Genomic DNA, 18,516 nt, shown 5'->3' on the forward strand with positions numbered 1-18,516 from the left:
GAGGACGTAAAACATGTCGAACGACGACAAGCTCAGGGATTACCTCAAGCGCGTGATGGTGGACCTGCGCCACACCCGCAGGCAGCTGGGTGAGCTGGAGGCGAAGGACACCGAGCCCATCGCCATCGTCGGGATGGCCTGCCGCTACCCGGGCGGGGTCGGCTCCCCCGAGGACCTGTGGCAGCTGGTCTCCTCGGGCGGTGACGCCGTGACCGGGTTCCCCACCGACCGCGGCTGGGACCTGGACGCGATCCACGACCCCGAGCCCGGGCGGACCGGCCGGACGTACGTGCGCGAGGGCGGCTTCCTCCACGACGCCGCCGAGTTCGACCCCGCGTTCTTCGGGATCTCCCCCCGCGAGGCCCTGGTCATGGACCCACAGCAGCGGCTCCTGCTGCAGACCTCCTGGGAGGCCTTCGAACGCGCGGGCATCGACCCCGCCACCGCGCGGGGCAGCCGGGCCGGAGTGTTCGTCGGCACCAACGGCCAGGACCACGCCTACCTCCAGCGTCCGGGCGACAGCGACATCGAGGCCCACCTCGTCACCGCGAACACCGCGGCCGTGGTCTCCGGCCGCATCTCGTACGCCCTCGGCCTCGAAGGCCCGGCCGTCACCGTCGACACGGCCTGCTCCTCCTCGCTGGTGGCGCTCCACCTGGCCGCCCAGGCGCTGCGCCGCGGGGAGTGCTCGCTCGCCCTGGCCGGCGGCGCGACCGTGATGGCCACGCCGAACACGTTCATCGCGTTCAGCGCGCAGCGCGGCCTGTCGCCCGACGGCCGCTGCCGCGCGTTCTCGTCGACCGCCGACGGCACGGGCATGTCCGAAGGCGTCGGCGTGCTCCTGCTGGAGAGGCTGTCCGACGCCCGCCGGCTCGGCCACGACGTGCTCGCCGTCATCCGCGGCAGCGCCGTCAACCAGGACGGCGCGTCCAACGGCCTCACCGCCCCGAACGGTCCGTCGCAGGTGCGTGTCATCCAGCAGGCGCTGGAGAACGCGCGGCTGACCGCCTCCCAGGTCGACGCGGTCGAGGCGCACGGCACGGCCACCACCCTCGGCGACCCGATCGAAGCCGAGGCGCTGCTCGCCACGTACGGCCAGGAGCACGCGGGTGACCGGCCGCTGTGGCTGGGATCCGTCAAGTCCAACCTCGGTCACACGCAGGCGGCCTCCGGCGTCGCCGGTGTGATCAAGATGGTGATGGCCATCCGCAACGGCGTGCTGCCGCAGACGCTGCACGTGGACGAGCCGACCTCCCAGGTCGACTGGTCGGCCGGCGGCGTCAGGCTGCTGACCGAGGCCGTCCGGTGGCCCGAGTCCGACCATCCCCGCCGTGCCGCCGTCTCCTCGTTCGGCGTCAGCGGCACCAACGCCCACACGATCATCGAGCAGGCCCCCGCCCCGGAGGAGGAGCCCGCCGGCGAGGCCGCCCAGGCGCCCGCCGCCGGCGCGCTGCCGTGGGTGCTCTCGGCCAAGAGCGACGCGGCGCTGCGTGCCCAGGCCGAGCGCCTGCTCTCCTTCCTGGAGAGCGGCCCCGGCCGGTCGCCCGCCGACATCGGCTTCTCCCTCGCCACGACCCGCGCCGCCTGGGACCGACGGGCGGCCGTCGTCGGCGAGAGCCTGGAGGAACTCACCGAAGGCGTACGGGCACTGGCGTCGGACAGCCCGTCCGCGGCCGTGATCCGGAGCACGGGCCGCCTCGGGGACAAGACCGGATTCCTGTTCTCGGGTCAGGGGTCGCAGCGGATCGGCATGGGTCGTGAGCTGTATGCGGCGTATCCGGTGTTCGCTGCGGCTTATGACGAGGTGTGTGCGCTGCTGGACGCGCCGGTGGATGTGGATGCGGAAACGCTTCACCAGACGGGTTCGACGCAGCCTGCGTTGTTCGCGGTCGAGGTGGCGCTGTTCCGGCTCCTCGAGTCGTGGGGGATCCGGCCGGATTACGTGGCCGGCCACTCTGTGGGTGAGATCGCTGCGGCTCATGTGGCGGGTGTGCTGTCGCTCGCCGATGCGGCGAAGCTGGTGTCGGCGCGTGCTGCGTTGATGCAGGCCCTGCCCGCCGGTGGAGCCATGGTTGCCGTCCAGGCGACCGAGGACGAGGTGTTGCCGCATCTGACCGACGGGGTCGGCATTGCGGCGGTCAACGGCCCGCAGTCCGTCGTGGTCTCCGGTGCGGAGGAGGCGGTGACCTCGATCGCCGAGGTCTTCGCGCAGCAGGGCCGTAAGACGTCCCGGCTGAAGGTGAGCCACGCTTTCCACTCGCCGTTGATGGACCCGATGCTGGAGGAGTTCACCGAGGTCGTCGGCAGGCTGTCCTTCAACGAGCCGCGGATTCCGGTGGTCTCCAACCTCACCGGCCGCCTCGCCGAGCCCTACACCCCCGAGTACTGGGTCCGTCACGTCCGCGAAGCGGTCCGTTTCGCCGACGGTGTCCAGACCCTGCACGACCTGGGCGTGAAGACCTTCGTGGAGATCGGCCCCGGCGGCGTGCTCAGCGCCCTCACCCAGGGCTGCCTCGACGACGACGTGATCACCGTCCCGGTCCTGCGCGCCGACCGCCCCGAGCAGCAGGCCGTCACCGCCGCGCTCGCCGAACTGCACGTGCACGGCGTCTCCCCGGACTGGCAGGCGCTCTTCCCCGGCGCGCGGAAGACCGACCTGCCCACGTACGCCTTCCAGCAGCAGCGCTACTGGCTGGAGGCCCCCGAGGCCGAGGCGGCCGCCGTGGACGCGGTCGACGCCGAGTTCTGGGCGAGCGTCGAGCGCGAGGACGCCCAGTCGCTCGCCGCCACGCTGGGCCTGAGCGCCGAAGAGCTGGACGTCGTGGTCCCGAAGCTGTCCGCCTGGCGGCGACAGCGCCGCGAGCAGTCCGTCGTGGACGGCTGGCGCTACCGGCTGACCTGGCAGCCGTTGAACGGCCTGCCCGCCACGGACCTGTCCGGCAGCACCTGGCTGTTCGCCGCGCCCGAGGGCGACGAGTGGGCCGCGACGGTCCGCGCGGCCCTCGGCGGCCGCGGCGCGCGTCTGATCCCGCTGACGGTCGGCGCGGACGCCGACCGCGAGTTCCTGGCCGGCGAGCTGCCCCGGGCCGCAGCCGAAGCCGGATCACCGCAGGCCGGATGCCTTCGGGGCGTCCTGTCGCTGCTCGCGATCGACGAGACCGCCTCGGCCGGGCACCCCGCCGTTTCCCAGGGCCTCGCACAGACCGTGGCGCTTGCTCAGGCACTGGGCGACGCGGGCATCGACGCGCCGCTGTGGTGCGTCACCCGGGGCGCGGCGGCCACCGGCCGCTCGGACGACGCACCGCTGAGCGCGGTACAGAACCAGGTGTGGGGCTTCGGTCGCGCCCTCGCCCTGGAGCACGCCCGGCGCTGGGGCGGCCTGATCGACCTGCCGTCGGCGGTCGACGAGCGCGCTGCCGGCCGTATCGCCGCCGTGCTGAACCAGGGCTCCGGCACGGTGGAGGACCAGGTCGCCGTCCGTGCGTCCGGCGTGTTCACCGCCCGGCTCACCCACGCCCGCAGCGGCACCGGCCGCCCGTGGTCGCCGCGCGGTACGGTGCTGATCACCGGTGGTACGGGTGCGCTGGGCGGGCACGTCGCCCGCTGGCTCGCCGGTGCCGGTGCCGAGCACCTGGTGCTCGCCGGCCGCCGCGGCGCCGACGCGCCCGGCGCGGCCGGCCTCAAGGCGGAGCTTGAGGAGCTGGGCGCGCGCGTCACCCTCGCCGCGTGCGACATCGCCGACCGCGACGCGGTGGCGGCGCTGCTCGCCGAGCACACCTTCACCTCCGTCTTCCATGCCGCGGGCGTGGAGCAGTTCGCCCCCTTCGACGAGCTGACCCCGGCCGACTTCGCCCGCACGATCGCGGCGAAGGCCGGCGGCGCCGCCCACCTGGACGAGCTGCTGGGCGACCAGGAGCTGGACGCCTTCGTCCTCTTCTCGTCGATCGCCGGCGTGTGGGGGAGTGGTCTGCAGACCGCCTACGCGGCCGCCAACGCCTTCCTCGACGGCCTCGCCGCCCGGCGCAGGGCCGGGGGACGGACCGCCACCGCGATCGCCTGGGGCCCCTGGGCCGACGGCGGCATGGTCACCGACGCCGACGAGGAGCACCTGCGCCGCCGCGGCGTCATCACCCTGCCCGCGGCCCTCGCCGTGACCGCGGTCCAGCGCGCCCTCGACTGCGACGACACCGCGGCCGTCGTGGCCGACATCGACTGGGAGCGGTTCATCGGACCGTTCACCCTCGGCCGCCCGAGCGCCCTGCTGTCCGAGCTGCCCGAGGTGCGCCGCGCCGAGGCCGCCGCACCGGCGGCCGACGCCGCAGCGGGAGCCACGCCCCTGGCGGCCCGGCTCGCCGGACTGCCGGAGGCCAAGCGCACGGAGACCCTGATCGAGCTGGTCCGGGGACACGTCGCGGCCGTCCTGGGCCACGCCTCGGCGGCGGAGGTCGAGCCCGACCGGGCGTTCAAGGACCTCGGCTTCGACTCCCTGACCGCCGTCGAACTCCGCAACAAGGTCAACACGGCGACCGGCCTCGCGCTGCCCCCCACACTGGTCTTCGACTACCCCAACGCCACGGCGCTCGCCCGCTTCCTCCAGAGCGAGCTGCTCGGCTCGCAGGCCGCCGCGCTGCAGGAGCGGCACGCGACCGCAGCCGACGACGAGCCCATCGCCATCGTGGCGATGAGCTGCCACCTGCCCGGCGGCGTCGACTCGCCCGAGGCCCTGTGGAACCTCGTGGCGTCCGGCGGCGACGCCATCTCCGAATTCCCGGCCGACCGCGGCTGGGACGTCGACTCCCTCTACGACCCCGACCCCGACCGCCTCGGCAAGACGTACGCGCGCGACGGCGGCTTCCTGCACGACGCGGCCGAGTTCGACGCCGGCTTCTTCGGGATCTCGCCGCGCGAGGCGCTGGCGATGGATCCGCAGCAGCGGCTGCTGCTGGAGACGTCGTGGGAGGCCTTCGAGCGGGCCGGGATCACCCCCGCACAGTTGCGCGGCAGCAGGACCGGCGTCTTCGTCGGCATGGCCTACCAGGGCTACGGAGCAGACGTGCGCCGGACTCCGGAAGGCGTCGAAGGACACCGGCTGGTCGGCGGCGCGTCCAGCGTCGTCTCCGGCCGGGTGGCTTACACCTTCGGCCTGGAAGGCCCGGCCGTCACGATCGACACGGCGTGCTCGTCGTCGCTCGTGGCCCTTCACCTGGCCGTTCAGTCGCTGCGGAGCGGCGAGTGCACGATGGCCCTGGCCGGTGGCGTCACCGTCATGGCCAGCCCGAACGTCTTCGTGGAGTTCAGCCGGCAGCGCGGGCTGTCGCCCGACGGCCGCTGCAGGGCGTTCGGCGCGGACGCGGACGGCACCGGCTGGTCCGAGGGCGTGGGCGTGGTGCTCGTGGAGCGCCTCTCCGACGCCGTGCGCAACGGCCACGAGGTCCTGGCGGTGGTGCGGGGCAGCGCGGTGAACCAGGACGGTGCGTCCAACGGCCTGACCGCCCCGAACGGCCCGGCGCAGCAGCGTGTGATCCGGCAGGCGCTGGCCTCGGCCGGCCTTCAGCCGGGCGATGTCGACGTCGTCGAGGCGCACGGCACGGGTACGACGCTGGGTGACCCGATCGAGGCGCAGGCGCTGATCGCCACGTACGGCCAGGAGCGGGACGGCGACCGGCCGCTGTGGCTGGGCTCGCTGAAGTCCAACATCGGCCACGCCCAGGCCGCCGCGGGCGTGGCCGGCATCATCAAGATGGTCATGGCGATGCGCCACGGCGTGCTGCCGCGGACGCTGCACGCGGACGAGCCGACGCCGCACGTGGACTGGTCCGCGGGTGACGTGCGCCTGCTGACCGAGGCCGTCGACTGGCCGGAGCCGGACCGCCCGCGCCGCGCCGCGATCTCGTCGTTCGGCGTCAGCGGCACCAACGCCCACACCATCATCGAACAGGCACCCGCAGCAGCAGAGCTGCCCCCGACGCCCGACTCCGGCGCGGCCGTGCCGTGGGTGCTGTCGGGCAAGGGCGAGCCGGCCCTGCGCGCGCAGGCGGCCCGGCTGGCCGGTCACCTCGACGCGAAGGACGGGTGGACGGCTTCCGACATCGGCCTCTCCCTGGCCTCCCGCGAGACGTTCGAGGACCGTGCCGTGCTCCTGGCGCAGGACCCGGCCGAGCTCCGGCAGGCACTCTCCGCGCTAGCGGCCGGCGAACCGGCGGCGAACGTGACGCTGGGGCGCGCCCGCTCCGAGGGCAAGGCCGGGTTCCTGTTCTCGGGGCAGGGTTCGCAGCGCATCGGCATGGGGCGTGAGTTGTACGAGGCGTTCCCCGTCTTCGCCGATGCGTACGACGAGGTGTGTGCGCGGCTGGACGCGCCGGTCGACGTCGATGCGGAGGAGCTGCACCAGACGGGTTCGACGCAGCCCGCTCTCTTCGCGGTCGAGGTGGCGCTGTTCCGGCTCCTCGAATCGTGGGGGATCCGGCCCGACTACGTGGCCGGTCACTCCGTGGGCGAAATCGCGGCCGCGCATGTGTCCGGTGTGTTGTCGCTCGACGACGCGGCGAAGCTGGTGTCGGCGCGTGCCGCGCTGATGCAGGCGCTGCCGACCGGTGGGGCGATGGTGGCGGTCCAGGCGACCGAGGACGAGGTGCTCCCGCACCTGAGCGACGAGGTCGGCATCGCCGCGGTCAACGGCCCGCGGTCCGTGGTGATCTCCGGCGCGGAGGACGCCGTCACCGCGATCGCCGAGGTCTTCAAGCAGCAAGGCCGCAAGACCTCCCGGCTGAAGGTCAGCCACGCCTTCCACTCGCCGCTGATGGACCCGATGCTGGACGATTTCGGCCGGGTGGTGGCGGAACTGACGTTTCATGAGGCGCAGATCCCGGTGGTGTCCAACTTGACCGGCCGCCTGGCCGAGTCGTACACGCCGGAGTACTGGGTCCGTCACGTCCGTGAAGCGGTCCGTTTCGCCGACGGCGTCCGCACCCTGCACGACCTGGGCGTGACGACCTTCGTGGAGATCGGCCCCGGCGGCGTCCTCAGCGCCCTGGCACAGTCCTGCGTGGACGACGTGGACGACGTGGACCGCACGGACGACGTGGTCGCCGTGCCCGTCCTGCGCGCCGACCGCCCCGAAGCGCAGGCCGTCGTCACCGCGCTCGCCGAACTGCACGTGCACGGCGTCTCCCCGGACTGGCAGGCGCTCTTCCCCGGCGCTCACCGCGTCGCCCTGCCCACCTACGCCTTCCAGCGCGAGCGCTTCTGGCTGGAGGGGGACGAGGACCCGGCCGCCGCCACCAGCACCGCGGACGACCCGGCGGACTCCGGGTTCTGGGACACCGTGGAGCGGGAGGACGTGGAGTCCCTCGCCGCGACCCTCGGCGTCGGTGCGGACGCCTCGCTCGGCGCGATCCTGCCCCGGCTGTCCGCGTGGCGCCGTCAGCGCCGCGAGCAGTCCGTGGTCGACGGCTGGCGCTACCGGGTCACGTGGAAGCCGCTCGGCGCGCTCCCGGAGCCCAGTGCGTCCGGTAGTGCCTGGCTGCTCGTGACGGCCGGGGAGAGCGAGTGGGCCGACTCGGTCCGCACCGCGCTCGGCGAGCGCGGCCTGGAACTGGTCACGCTCGCCGCCGCGCCCGGCACCGACCGCGGGACGCTCGCCCGCGACCTGGCCGCCGCCGGCCCCGTGGCCGGTGTGCTGTCGCTGCTCGCCGAGGACGAGAGCGCCTCGGCCGGCCACCCCGGCCTGTCGCACGGCCTCGCCGCGACCCTCTGCCTCGTGCAGGCGCTCGGCGACGCGGGCATCGACGCGCCCCTGTGGTGCGCCACCCGCGGCGCGGTGGCCACCGGCCGCTCCGACCGTGTGGACCGGCCGCTGCAGTCGCAGGTATGGGGCTTCGGCCGGGCTGCGGCACTGGAGTACCCGCAGCGCTGGGGCGGTCTGCTCGACCTCCCCGAGCTGCTGGACGCCCGTACCGCGGCCCGCGTGGCCGCCGTCCTCGGGCAGTCGGACGAGGACCAGGTGGCGGTCCGCGCCTCGGGCGTCTTCGGACGCCGCCTGGTGCGGGCGGGCCGCGCCACCGCCCCCGCCCAGGGATGGTCGCCGCGCGGCACGGTGCTGATCACCGGTGGTACGGGTGCGCTGGGCGGGCACGTCGCCCGCTGGCTCGCCGGTGCCGGAGCCGAGCACCTGGTGCTCACCAGCCGGCGCGGCCCCGCGGCGCCCGGCGCCGCCGAACTCGTCGCGGAGCTGGAGGAACTCGGCGCGACCGCCACCGTCGTGGCCTGTGACGCGGCCGACCGGGACGCCCTGCGGGCGCTGCTGGCCGCACACCCCGTCAACGCCGTCGTCCACGCCGCCGGCGTCGGCGACCACGTCATGATCGAGGAATCCGACCCGGCCGGGTTCGCCCGCACGGTGTCGGCGAAGGCGGCGGGCGCGACCCACCTGGACGAACTGCTGGACGGCCAGGAGCTCGACGCGTTCGTCATGTTCTCCTCGGGCGCCGGCATCTGGGGCGGCGCCAGTCAGGGCGCCTACTCGGCGGCCAACGCCTACCTCGACGCCCTCGCCGAGTACCGCCGGGCGCGCGGGCGCACCGCGCTCGCCGTCTCCTGGGGCGGCTGGGCCGAAGGCGGCATGGCCGGCGTCGGCGACGGCGAGGAGATGCTGCGCCGCCGCGGCCTGCCGCCCATGCGGCCCGCCCTCGCGCTCTCCGCGCTGCAGCAGGCGCTGGCCGACGACGAGACCGCCCTGACCGTGGCGGACTTCGACTGGGAGCGGTTCATCGGCCCGTTCACCGTCACCCGCCCCAGCGCCCTGCTCTCCGACGTGCCCGAGGCGCGCCGCGCCCTGGAGGCCCCGGCCTCCGGCGGCGCCGGGGCCGGCAACGCCCTCGCCGAGAAGCTGACCGGGCTGCCGGCGGGCGAGCAGGACCGCACGCTGGCCGACCTCGTCCGTACCCGCGCCGCCGCCGTGCTCGGCCATGACGGCGCCGCGGCGGTGGAGCCCGGCCGGGCGTTCAACGACCTCGGCTTCGACTCGCTCACCGCCGTCGAACTGCGCAACAAGCTCACGGCCGACACCGGCCTGAAGCTGCCCACCACCCTGGTCTTCGACTACCCGAACGCGACCGCCCTGGCCCGGTTCCTGCGCGCCGGACTGCTCGGTGCGCAGACCGCCGCGCCGCAGGAGCGGAGCACGGCCGCCGACGGCGACGAGCCCATCGCGATCGTGGCGATGAGCTGCCGCCTCCCCGGCGGCGTCGGCTCGCCCGAGGACCTCTGGCAGCTCGTGATGTCCGGCGGCGACGCCGTCGCGGGCTTCCCCGAGGACCGCGGCTGGGACGTCGAGGACCTCTACGACCCCGACCCGGGCACCCCCGGCAAGACGTACGCGCGCGACGGCGGCTTCCTCTACGACGCGGGCGACTTCGACGCCGCGCTGTTCGGGATCTCGCCGCGCGAGGCGCTCGCGATGGACCCGCAGCAGCGCCTGCTGCTGGAGGCCTCGTGGGAGGCCTTCGAGCGGGCCGGCATCGACCCGGCCTCCCTGAAGGGCAGCCGCACGGGCGTGTTCGTCGGCATGTCCTACCAGGGCTACGGCGCCGGCCTCCCGCAGGTCCCCGAAGGCGTCGAGGGCCACCTGCTCACCGGCAGCGCCGCGAGCGTCGTCTCCGGGCGCGTGGCCTACTCGTTCGGCCTGGAGGGCCCGGCCGTCACCGTCGACACGGCGTGCTCGTCGTCGCTGGTCGCCCTGCACCTGGCCATCCAGTCGCTGCGCAACGGCGAGAGCACGATGGCCGTCGCGGGCGGCGTGAACGTCATGGCCGTACCGGCCGCGTTCGTGGAGTTCAGCCGGCAGCGCGGGCTGTCCGCCGACGGCCGCTGCAAGGCCTTCGGCGCCAGCGCGGACGGCACCGGCTGGGCGGAGGGCGTGGGCGTGGTGCTCGTGGAGCGCCTCTCCGACGCCGTGCGCAACGGCCACGACGTCCTCGCGGTCGTGCGGGGCAGCGCGGTCAACCAGGACGGCGCGTCCAACGGCCTCACCGCGCCCAACGGCCCGGCGCAGCAGCGCGTGATCCGGCAGGCCCTGGCCTCCGCCGGGCTCACCGAGACCGACGTCGACGTGGTGGAGGCGCACGGCACGGGCACCGCGCTCGGCGACCCCATCGAGGCGCAGGCCCTGCTGGCGACGTACGGTCAGGACCGCTCCGAGGACGAGCCGCTGTGGCTGGGCTCGCTGAAGTCCAACATCGGTCACGCCCAGGCGGCGTCCGGCGTCGCCGGTGTGATCAAGATGGTGATGGCGATGCGTCACGGCGTGCTGCCGCGGACGCTGCACGCGGACGAGCCGACGCCGCACGTGGACTGGTCGGCGGGCGCCGTGCGGCTCCTGACCGAGGCCGTCGACTGGCCCGACTCCGGCCGTCCGCGCCGCGCCGGCATCTCCTCCTTCGGCGTCAGCGGCACCAACGCCCACACGATCATCGAGCAGGCACCGGCGGCGGAGCCGGCCGCCGTCGCACCGGTCGAGGTCGCCTCGGCGACCGTGCCGTGGGTGCTGTCCGGCAAGTCCGAGGCCGCGCTGCGCGCCCAGGCCGAGCGCCTGCTGGCCCTCACCGCGGACGGCGCCGGGCCGTCCCTCACCGACGCCGGGTTCTCCCTGGCCACCACCCGGGCCGCCCTGGAGCACCGCGCCGCCGTGGTCGGAGCCGACCGCGGCCGGATCGCCGAGGGCCTGCGGGCCCTGGCGTCGGGGGCGCCCGCTCCCGGCGTCGTCCTCGGCCGCGCCGACGCCGGCCAGGTCGGCTTCCTCTTCTCCGGGCAGGGCTCCCAGCGGCCCGGCATGGGGCGCGAGCTGTACGAGGCGTTCCCGGTCTTCGCCGAGGCGTACGACCAGGTGTGCGCACACCTCGACCGGCACCTCGACCGGCCGCTGCGGGACGTGGCCTTCGGCGGGAACGGCCACGAGGACGGCGACGCGCTGAACCGCACCGCCTTCACCCAGCCCGCACTGTTCGCGCACGAGGTCGCGATCCACCGCCTGCTGGAGTCGTGGGGCGTACGACCGGACTACCTGGCCGGTCACTCCGTCGGCGAGATCGCCGCGGCCCACGTGGCCGGGGTCCTGTCCCTGGAGGACGCGGCCACCCTGGTGACGGCCCGCGCCCGCCTGATGCAGGCTCTGCCCTCCGGTGGCGCGATGGTCGCCGTGCAGGCCACCGAGGACGAGGTCCTGCCGCTCCTCACCGGCGCGGTGAGCATCGCCGCGGTCAACGGCCCCTCGTCGGTGGTGATCTCCGGTGACGAGGACGCCGTGACGGCCGTCGCCGAGGACTTCGCCCGGCAGGGCCGCAAGACCTCCCGGCTCACCGTGAGCCACGCGTTCCACTCGCCGCTGATGGACCCCATGCTGGAGGACTTCGCCCGCGTCGTCGGCGGACTGCGCTTCGAGAAGCCGGCCGTCCCGGTCGTCTCCAACGTGACCGGCGAGCTCATCGACGCGTACACGGCGGACTACTGGGTGCGGCACGTCCGCGAGGCCGTGCGCTTCGCCGACGGCATCCGGACCCTGGGCGACCTGGGCGTCACCACGTTCGTGGAGGTCGGCCCCGGCGGCGTGCTCAGCGGCATGGCCCAGGGCTGCCTGGACGGCGCGGTCACCGTACCCGCCGCACGGGCCGGCGGCCCCGAGCCCGAGGCGATCACCGGCGCCGTCGCGCAGCTCCACGTGCACGGCGTCCCCGTCGACTGGCACGCGTTCTTCGCCGGCCGCGGCGCCCGCCGCGCGGACCTGCCGACCTACGCCTTCCAGCACCAGAGGTACTGGCTGGAGACCACCGCGCCCGCTGCCGCCGCCCTCACGGGGACCGACGCCGTGGAGGCGGGGTTCTGGGAGACGGTGGAGCGCGAGGACGCCCAGTCCCTCGCCGCCACCCTCGACCTGCCCGCCGAACAACTCGACGCGGTCCTGCCCCGGCTGTCCGCGTGGCGCCGGCAGCAGCGCCGGGAATCCGCGGTGGAAGGCTGGTCCTACCGCACGGTCTGGAAGCCGCTGAGCGGTCTCCGGTCGCACGAACTGCCGGGCGACTGGCTGTTCCTGGTCACCGAGGAGACCGAGTGGACCGCCGCCGTCGCCGACGGGCTCGCGGCCCGCGGGGCCCGGCTGCTCCCGGTCGTCGCCGACCCGGCCGCCGACCGCGGCACGCTGCTGCGGCAGCTCGGCGACGCGGCCGGCAGCACACCGGTCGACGGCGTGATCTCCCTGCTCGGCACCGACGAGCGGCCCCACGCCGCCCACCCCGCCCTCTCCGCCGGCACCGCGCTGACCCTCGCGCTCGTCCAGGCCCTGGGCGACGCCGGCATCGACGCCCCGCTGTGGACGCTGACCAGGTCCGCGATGTCCACCGGCCGCTCGGACGCGGCGCCGAGCGCCGCCCAGAACGCCGTCTGGGGCCTCGGCCGGGTGGTGGCGTTGGAATACGCGCAGCGCTGGGGCGGTCTCGTCGACCTGCCGGAGACGGTCGACGACCGGGTCGCCGGTCGCCTCGCCGCGGTGCTCGGCCAGTCGGCCGAGGACCAGGTCGCCATCCGCGACCGCGGCGTGTTCGGCCGCAGGCTCTCCCACGCCGCCGCCCGCCGGAACGGCCGGGCCGGGCAGCAGTGGTCGCCGCGCGGCACGGTGCTGATCACCGGTGGTACGGGTGCGCTGGGCGGGCACGTCGCCCGCTGGCTCGCCGGTGCCGGCGCCGAGCACCTGGTGCTCACCAGCCGCCGCGGCCTCGACGCCCCCGGCGCGGCCGGCCTCCGGACCGAACTGGAGTCGGCGGGCGTCCGCGTGACCGTCGCTGCCTGTGACGTGGCCGACCGCGAGGCGCTGGCCGCGCTGCTCGCCGAGCACCCGGTGAACGCCGTCGTCCACACGGCCGGAGTGGATCACCTGGAGCCGCTGGACGCCATGACGCCGGGCGCCTTCGCCGACGTGCTGTCCGCGAAGGCGGCCGGCGCCCTCCACCTCGACGCCCTGCTCGCGGACCGGGAGCTCGACGCCTTCGTGCTCTTCTCCTCCATCGCCGGCGTATGGGGCAGCGGCCACCAGGCCGCCTACGCGGCGGCCAACTCCCTCCTCGACGGGCTCGCCGAACGACGGCGGGCCCGGGGCCTGACCGCCACCGCCGTGGCCTGGGGCCCGTGGGCCGGCGGCGGCATGGCCGAGAGCGACGGCGCGGACGAACGACTGCGCCGCCGCGGCCTGATCCCGATGCCTCCCGCGCTCGCCGTGGCCGGCCTCCGGCAGGCCCTGGAATCCGGCGAACCGACCGTGACCGTGGCCGACATCGACTGGGAGCGCTTCCTCCCGCCGTTCACCGTGGGCCGCCCGAGCGCACTGCTCGGCGACCTCCCGGAGACCGAGCGGATCCTGAGCGCCGGCAGCTCCGCCGGCGAGCCCGGCACGACCGCCGCCTCGCCGCTGGCCGCCCGCCTCGCCGGGATGCCCGAGGCCGAGCAGGACACGCTGCTGGTCGAACTCGTCCGCACCCACGCGGCGGCCGTCCTCGGCCACAGCGGCGCCGGCGAGGTCGAGGCCGACCGGGCGTTCAAGGACCTGGGCTTCGACTCCCTGACCGCCGTCGAACTGCGCAACAAACTCAACGCCGAGACCGGCCTCGCGCTGCCCCCCACACTGGTCTTCGACTACCCCAACGCCCACGCACTCGCCCGGCAGCTGCGCACCGAGATCACCGGCCGCACCGCCGCGGCCGCACCGGAGACGGCCACCACCGCGGCCGAGGACGACGATCCCATCGCGATCGTCGGCATGGCGTGCCGCTACCCGGGCGGGGTGCGCTCGCCGGAGGACCTGTGGCAGCTGGTGGTCTCAGGAGGCGACGCCGTCGGGGAGTTCCCCGCCGACCGCGGCTGGGACGTGGACGGCATCTACGACCCGGACCCGGACGCCTCCGGGAAGACGTACACGCGCCGCGGCGGATTCCTTTACGAGGCGGGGGAGTTCGACCCGGGGTTCTTCGGGATCAGTCCGCGTGAGGCCGTGGCGATGGATCCGCAGCAGCGGTTGCTGCTGGAGACCACGTGGGAGACGTTCGAGCGGGCCGGCATCGACGCGGAGTCGGTGCGCGGGAGCCGCACCGGCGTCTTCGTCGGCTCCGGCTACCAGGACTACGCCGCCCAGGCGTTCAACGCGATCGACGACTCCGAGGGCTTCTTCGGCACGGGCAACTCCGCGAGCATCATGTCCGGCCGCATCGCCTACACCCTCGGCCTGGAAGGACCGGCCGTCACCGTCGACACGGCGTGCTCGTCGTCGCTGGTGGCCCTGCACTGGGCGGTCCAGGCCCTGCGCAGCGGCGAGTGCTCCATGGCACTGGCCGGCGGCGTGATGGTCATGTCCACCCCGCGGGCCTTCGTGGAGTTCAGCCGCCAGCGGGGCCTGGCCGCCGACGGCCGCTGCAAGGCGTTCGGCGCCGGGGCCGACGGCACCGGCTGGGCCGAAGGCGTCGGCATGCTCCTCGTGGAGCGCCTCTCCGACGCCCGCCGCAACGGGCACCAGGTCCTCGCCGTCGTACGCGGCAGCGCCATCAACCAGGACGGCGCCTCCAACGGCCTGACGGCGCCCAACGGGCCCGCGCAGCAGCGGGTCATCCGCCAGGCCCTCACCGCCGCCGGCCTCACCGCCGCCGACATCGACGCGGTGGAGGCGCACGGCACCGGCACACGGCTCGGCGACCCCATCGAGGCGCAGGCGCTGCTCGCGACGTACGGGCAGGAGCGGCCCGAGGGACAGCCGCTGTGGCTGGGCTCGCTGAAGTCCAACATCGGCCACGCCCAGGCCGCCGCCGGTGTCGGCGGCATCATCAAGATGGTCATGGCGATGCGCCACGGCGTTCTCCCGCAGACCCTGCACGTCGACGAGCCGACCCCGCACGTGGACTGGTCGGCAGGTGACGTCCGCCTGCTGACCGAGGCCAGGGACTGGCCGGAGTCGGACCGTCCGCGACGCGCCGCCGTCTCCTCGTTCGGCGTCAGCGGCACCAACGCCCACACGATCATCGAGCAGGCCCCGGCCCTCGACGAAGAGCCCGCAGAGGCCCCGGCCCCGGTCCCGGCCCTGCTGCCGTGGGTGCTCTCCGCCAAGAGCAGCGCAGCCCTGCGCGATCAGGCGCGACGACTGCTGTCCTTCGTGACGGACGGCATGTCACCGGCCGATGTCGGCTTCTCACTGGCCACCACCCGCAGCACCCTGCGCCACAGGGCGGCGGTCGTCGGCGAGAGCTGTGACGACTTCCGGCGCGGACTGGGCTACCTGGCCGCCGGAATGCCGTCGCCCGCAGTCGTCCAGGGCCGGCCGGGAGGCAAGGCCGGGTTCCTGTTCTCGGGTCAGGGTTCGCAGCGCATCGGCATGGGGCGTGAGCTGTACGAGGCGTTCCCCGTCTTCGCCGATGCGTACGACGAGGTGTGCGCGCGGTTGGACGCGCCGGTCGATGTCGAAGCGGAATCGCTTCACCAGACCGGGTGCACCCAGCCTGCGTTGTTCGCGGTCGAGGTGGCGCTGTTCCGGCTCCTCGAATCGTGGGGGATCCGGCCGGATTACGTGGCCGGTCACTCCGTTGGCGAGATCGCGGCCGCGCATGTGGCCGGTGTGCTGTCGCTCGACGACGCGGCGAAGCTGGTGTCGGCGCGTGCTGCGTTGATGCAGGCTTTGCCCACCGGTGGGGCGATGGTGGCGGTCCAGGCGAGCGAGGACGAGGTGCTCCCGCACCTGACCGAGCAGGCTGGTATCGCCGCGATCAACGGACCTCAGTCCGTGGTGATTTCCGGTGTCGAGGACAGCGTGCTGGAGATCGCCGAGGTCTTCAAGCAGCAGGGTCGTAAGACGTCGCGGTTGAAGGTGAGCCACGCTTTCCACTCGCCGTTGATGGACCCGATGCTGGAGGACTTCGCCGAGGTCGTCCGGGGGCTCACCTTCAGCGAGCCGCGGATTCCGGTGGTCTCCAACCTCACCGGCCGCCTCGCCGAGCCCTACACGCCGGAGTACTGGGTCCGTCACGTCCGCGAAGCGGTCCGTTTCGCCGACGGCATCCGTACCCTCCACGACCTGGGGGTGACGACGTTCGTCGAGATCGGCCCCGGCGGCGTGCTGAGCGGAATGACGCAAGGCTGCCTGGACGAGGCCGTCACCGTGCCCGCCCTGCGTGCCGACCGCCCCGAGCGGCAGGCCGTCGTCACGGCCTTGTCGCACCTGCACACGCACGGCGTCCCCGTGGACTGGAGCACGTTCTTCTCCGGTGCCCGGACGGTCGACCTGCCGACGTACGCGTTCCAGCACGAGCGGTACTGGGTGGACGCGCCGGAATCCGCCGCCGCTGCGGCCGTGGCGGACCCGGTGGACGCGGAGTTCTGGGAGACCGTGGAGCGCGAGGACCTGCAGGCCCTCGCCGGCACCCTCGACATCCGCGCCGAGGACGCGTTCAGCGACGTCCTGCCGAGGCTGTCGTCGTGGCGGCGGCAGCGCAAGGAGCAGTCCACCGTGGACGGCTGGCGCTACGGCATCACCTGGAAAGGGATCCCCGACCCCGAGAGCCCGGCCGACCGGAACGGTGTATGGCTGGTTCCGGTCAGCGCTGCGCAGCTCGGCGACGACTGGGTCACCGCCTGCCTGAGCGGGCTGACCGACCGCGGCCTGGCTCCGCTGCCGGTCCCGGTCGACCCGGCCGCCGGCCGCGACGACCTGGCCGCGCAGCTCGCCGGGGCAGCCGGTGACGAGACCGTGGCGGGCGTCCTGTCACTGCTCGCCGTCGACGGCGACCCGGCCCCGGCGGCCGCGGCGCTGACCACCGGCGTCGCGCTGTCCGTCCTGCTCGTCCAGGCCTTGGGCGACGCGGGCATCGGTGCCCCGCTGTGGTGCGCGACCCGGAACGCCGTGGGCGCCGGCCCCGCCGACGAGGTGGCGGACCCCTTCCAGTCCCAGGTCTGGGGTCTGGGCCGGGTGGCGGCGCTGGAGCACGCCCAGCGCTGGGGCGGTCTCGTCGACCTGCCGGAGACGGTCGACGACCGGGTCGCCGGTCGCCTCGCCGCGGTGCTCGGCCAGTCGGCCGAGGACCAGGTCGCGATCCGCGACCGAGGCGTGTTCGGCCGGCGCCTGTCCCGTCTGCCCGCAGGCCGGGCCGGGCAGCAGTGGTCGCCGCGCGGCACGGTGCTGATCACCGGTGGTACGGGTGCGCTGGGCGGGCACGTCGCCCGCTGGCTGGCGGGTGCGGGTGCCGAGCACCTGGTGCTGACCAGCCGCCGGGGCCTCGACGCTCCCGGCGCGGCCGGCCTCCGGAGCGAACTGGAGGCGCTGGGCGCCCGGGTGACGATCGCGGCCTGTGACGTGGCCGACCGCGAGGCGCTGGCCGCGCTGCTTGCCGAGCACCCGGTGAACGCCGTCGTCCACACGGCCGGCACCGCCGAGGCGGGCATGCTCGCCGAGACGAATCTCGGCGACTTCGCGGCGACGGTCGCCGCGAAGGCCCTCGGAGCCGTACACCTCCACGAACTGCTCGGGGACCGGGACCTGGACGCCTTCGTCCTCTTCTCCTCCATCTCCGGCGTGTGGGGAGGCGGCGGGCAGGCCGCGTACTCGGCCGCGAACGCCTTCCTCGACGGCCTGGCCCAGCACCGGCGGGCCCGGGGCCTCGCCGCGACAGCGATCGCCTGGGGCCCGTGGGGCGAGGGCGGCATGGTCGCCGACGCCGGGGACGAGGAGCGGCTGCGGCAGCGCGGTCTGACCGTGCTGCGGCCGGACCGGGCGATCTCCGCGCTGCACGGTGCGCTGAGCGCCGGCGACGGCGCGGTCACCGTGGCGGACGTGGACTGGGAGCGGTTCGTCGTCCCGTTCACCGTCAGCAGGCCGAGTGTGCTGCTGAGCGAGCTCCCCGAGGTCAGGGACGCCCTGGCCGGGGAGCCCGCCGAGCGGGCCGCGGAACCGTCCGCGCTGAAGGAGAAGCTGTCCGGGCTGTCCGAGGACGAACAGCAGCGCCTGCTCGTGGACACGGTCCGCGCGCACGCGGCGGCCGTCCTCGGCCACAGCGACTCGGCGGCGGTGGAAGCGGACCTGGCGTTCCGGGACCTCGGCTTCGACTCCCTCACGGCGGTCGAGCTGCGCAACCTGCTCACCGCCGACACCGGCCTGACCCTGCCCGCGACCCTGGTCTTCGACCACCCGACGCCCGAGGCGATCGCCCGGTTCCTGCGGGCCGAACTCGCCGGCGGGACGGGCCCGGACGAGGCGTCGGTCTTCAGCGAACTGGACCGGCTGGAGTCGGTGATCTCGACGGCCGCCTCCGCCGAGGAGACGGTCCGGTCAGGGGTGCGCAGGCGCCTGCAGGAGCTGCTGGCCCTGGTGAACTCCGCCGGGGAACAGGGAGCGGAATCCGCTGACGCACAGCGGCAGCTCCAGGACGCGACGATCGACGACATCTTCGATCTGATCGATCAAGATCTAGAAAATTCCTAGTTCTTGGCGCTCTACCTTTA

Annotated in this window: 1 protein-coding gene; it reads left to right on the plus strand. The window is 74.4% G+C overall.

Going from position 1 to position 18,516, the window contains the following annotated elements:
* Positions 1–13: 13 nt before the first annotated feature.
* Entirely contained in the window at positions 14–18,496 is an 18,483-nt protein-coding gene (locus ACFPP6_RS02570) for a type I polyketide synthase (protein WP_382036600.1), read from the plus strand.
* Positions 18,497–18,516 lie beyond the last annotated feature (20 nt).

The organism is Streptomyces aureoversilis, assembly GCF_042657885.1.
Taxonomy (GTDB): domain Bacteria; phylum Actinomycetota; class Actinomycetes; order Streptomycetales; family Streptomycetaceae; genus Streptomyces; species Streptomyces aureoversilis.

Excerpts from the sequence above, each read along its gene's own strand:
- ACFPP6_RS02570 (WP_382036600.1), top strand. The coding sequence starts at position 14 with ATGTCGAACGACGACAAGCTCAGGGATTACCTCAAGCGCGTGATGGTG.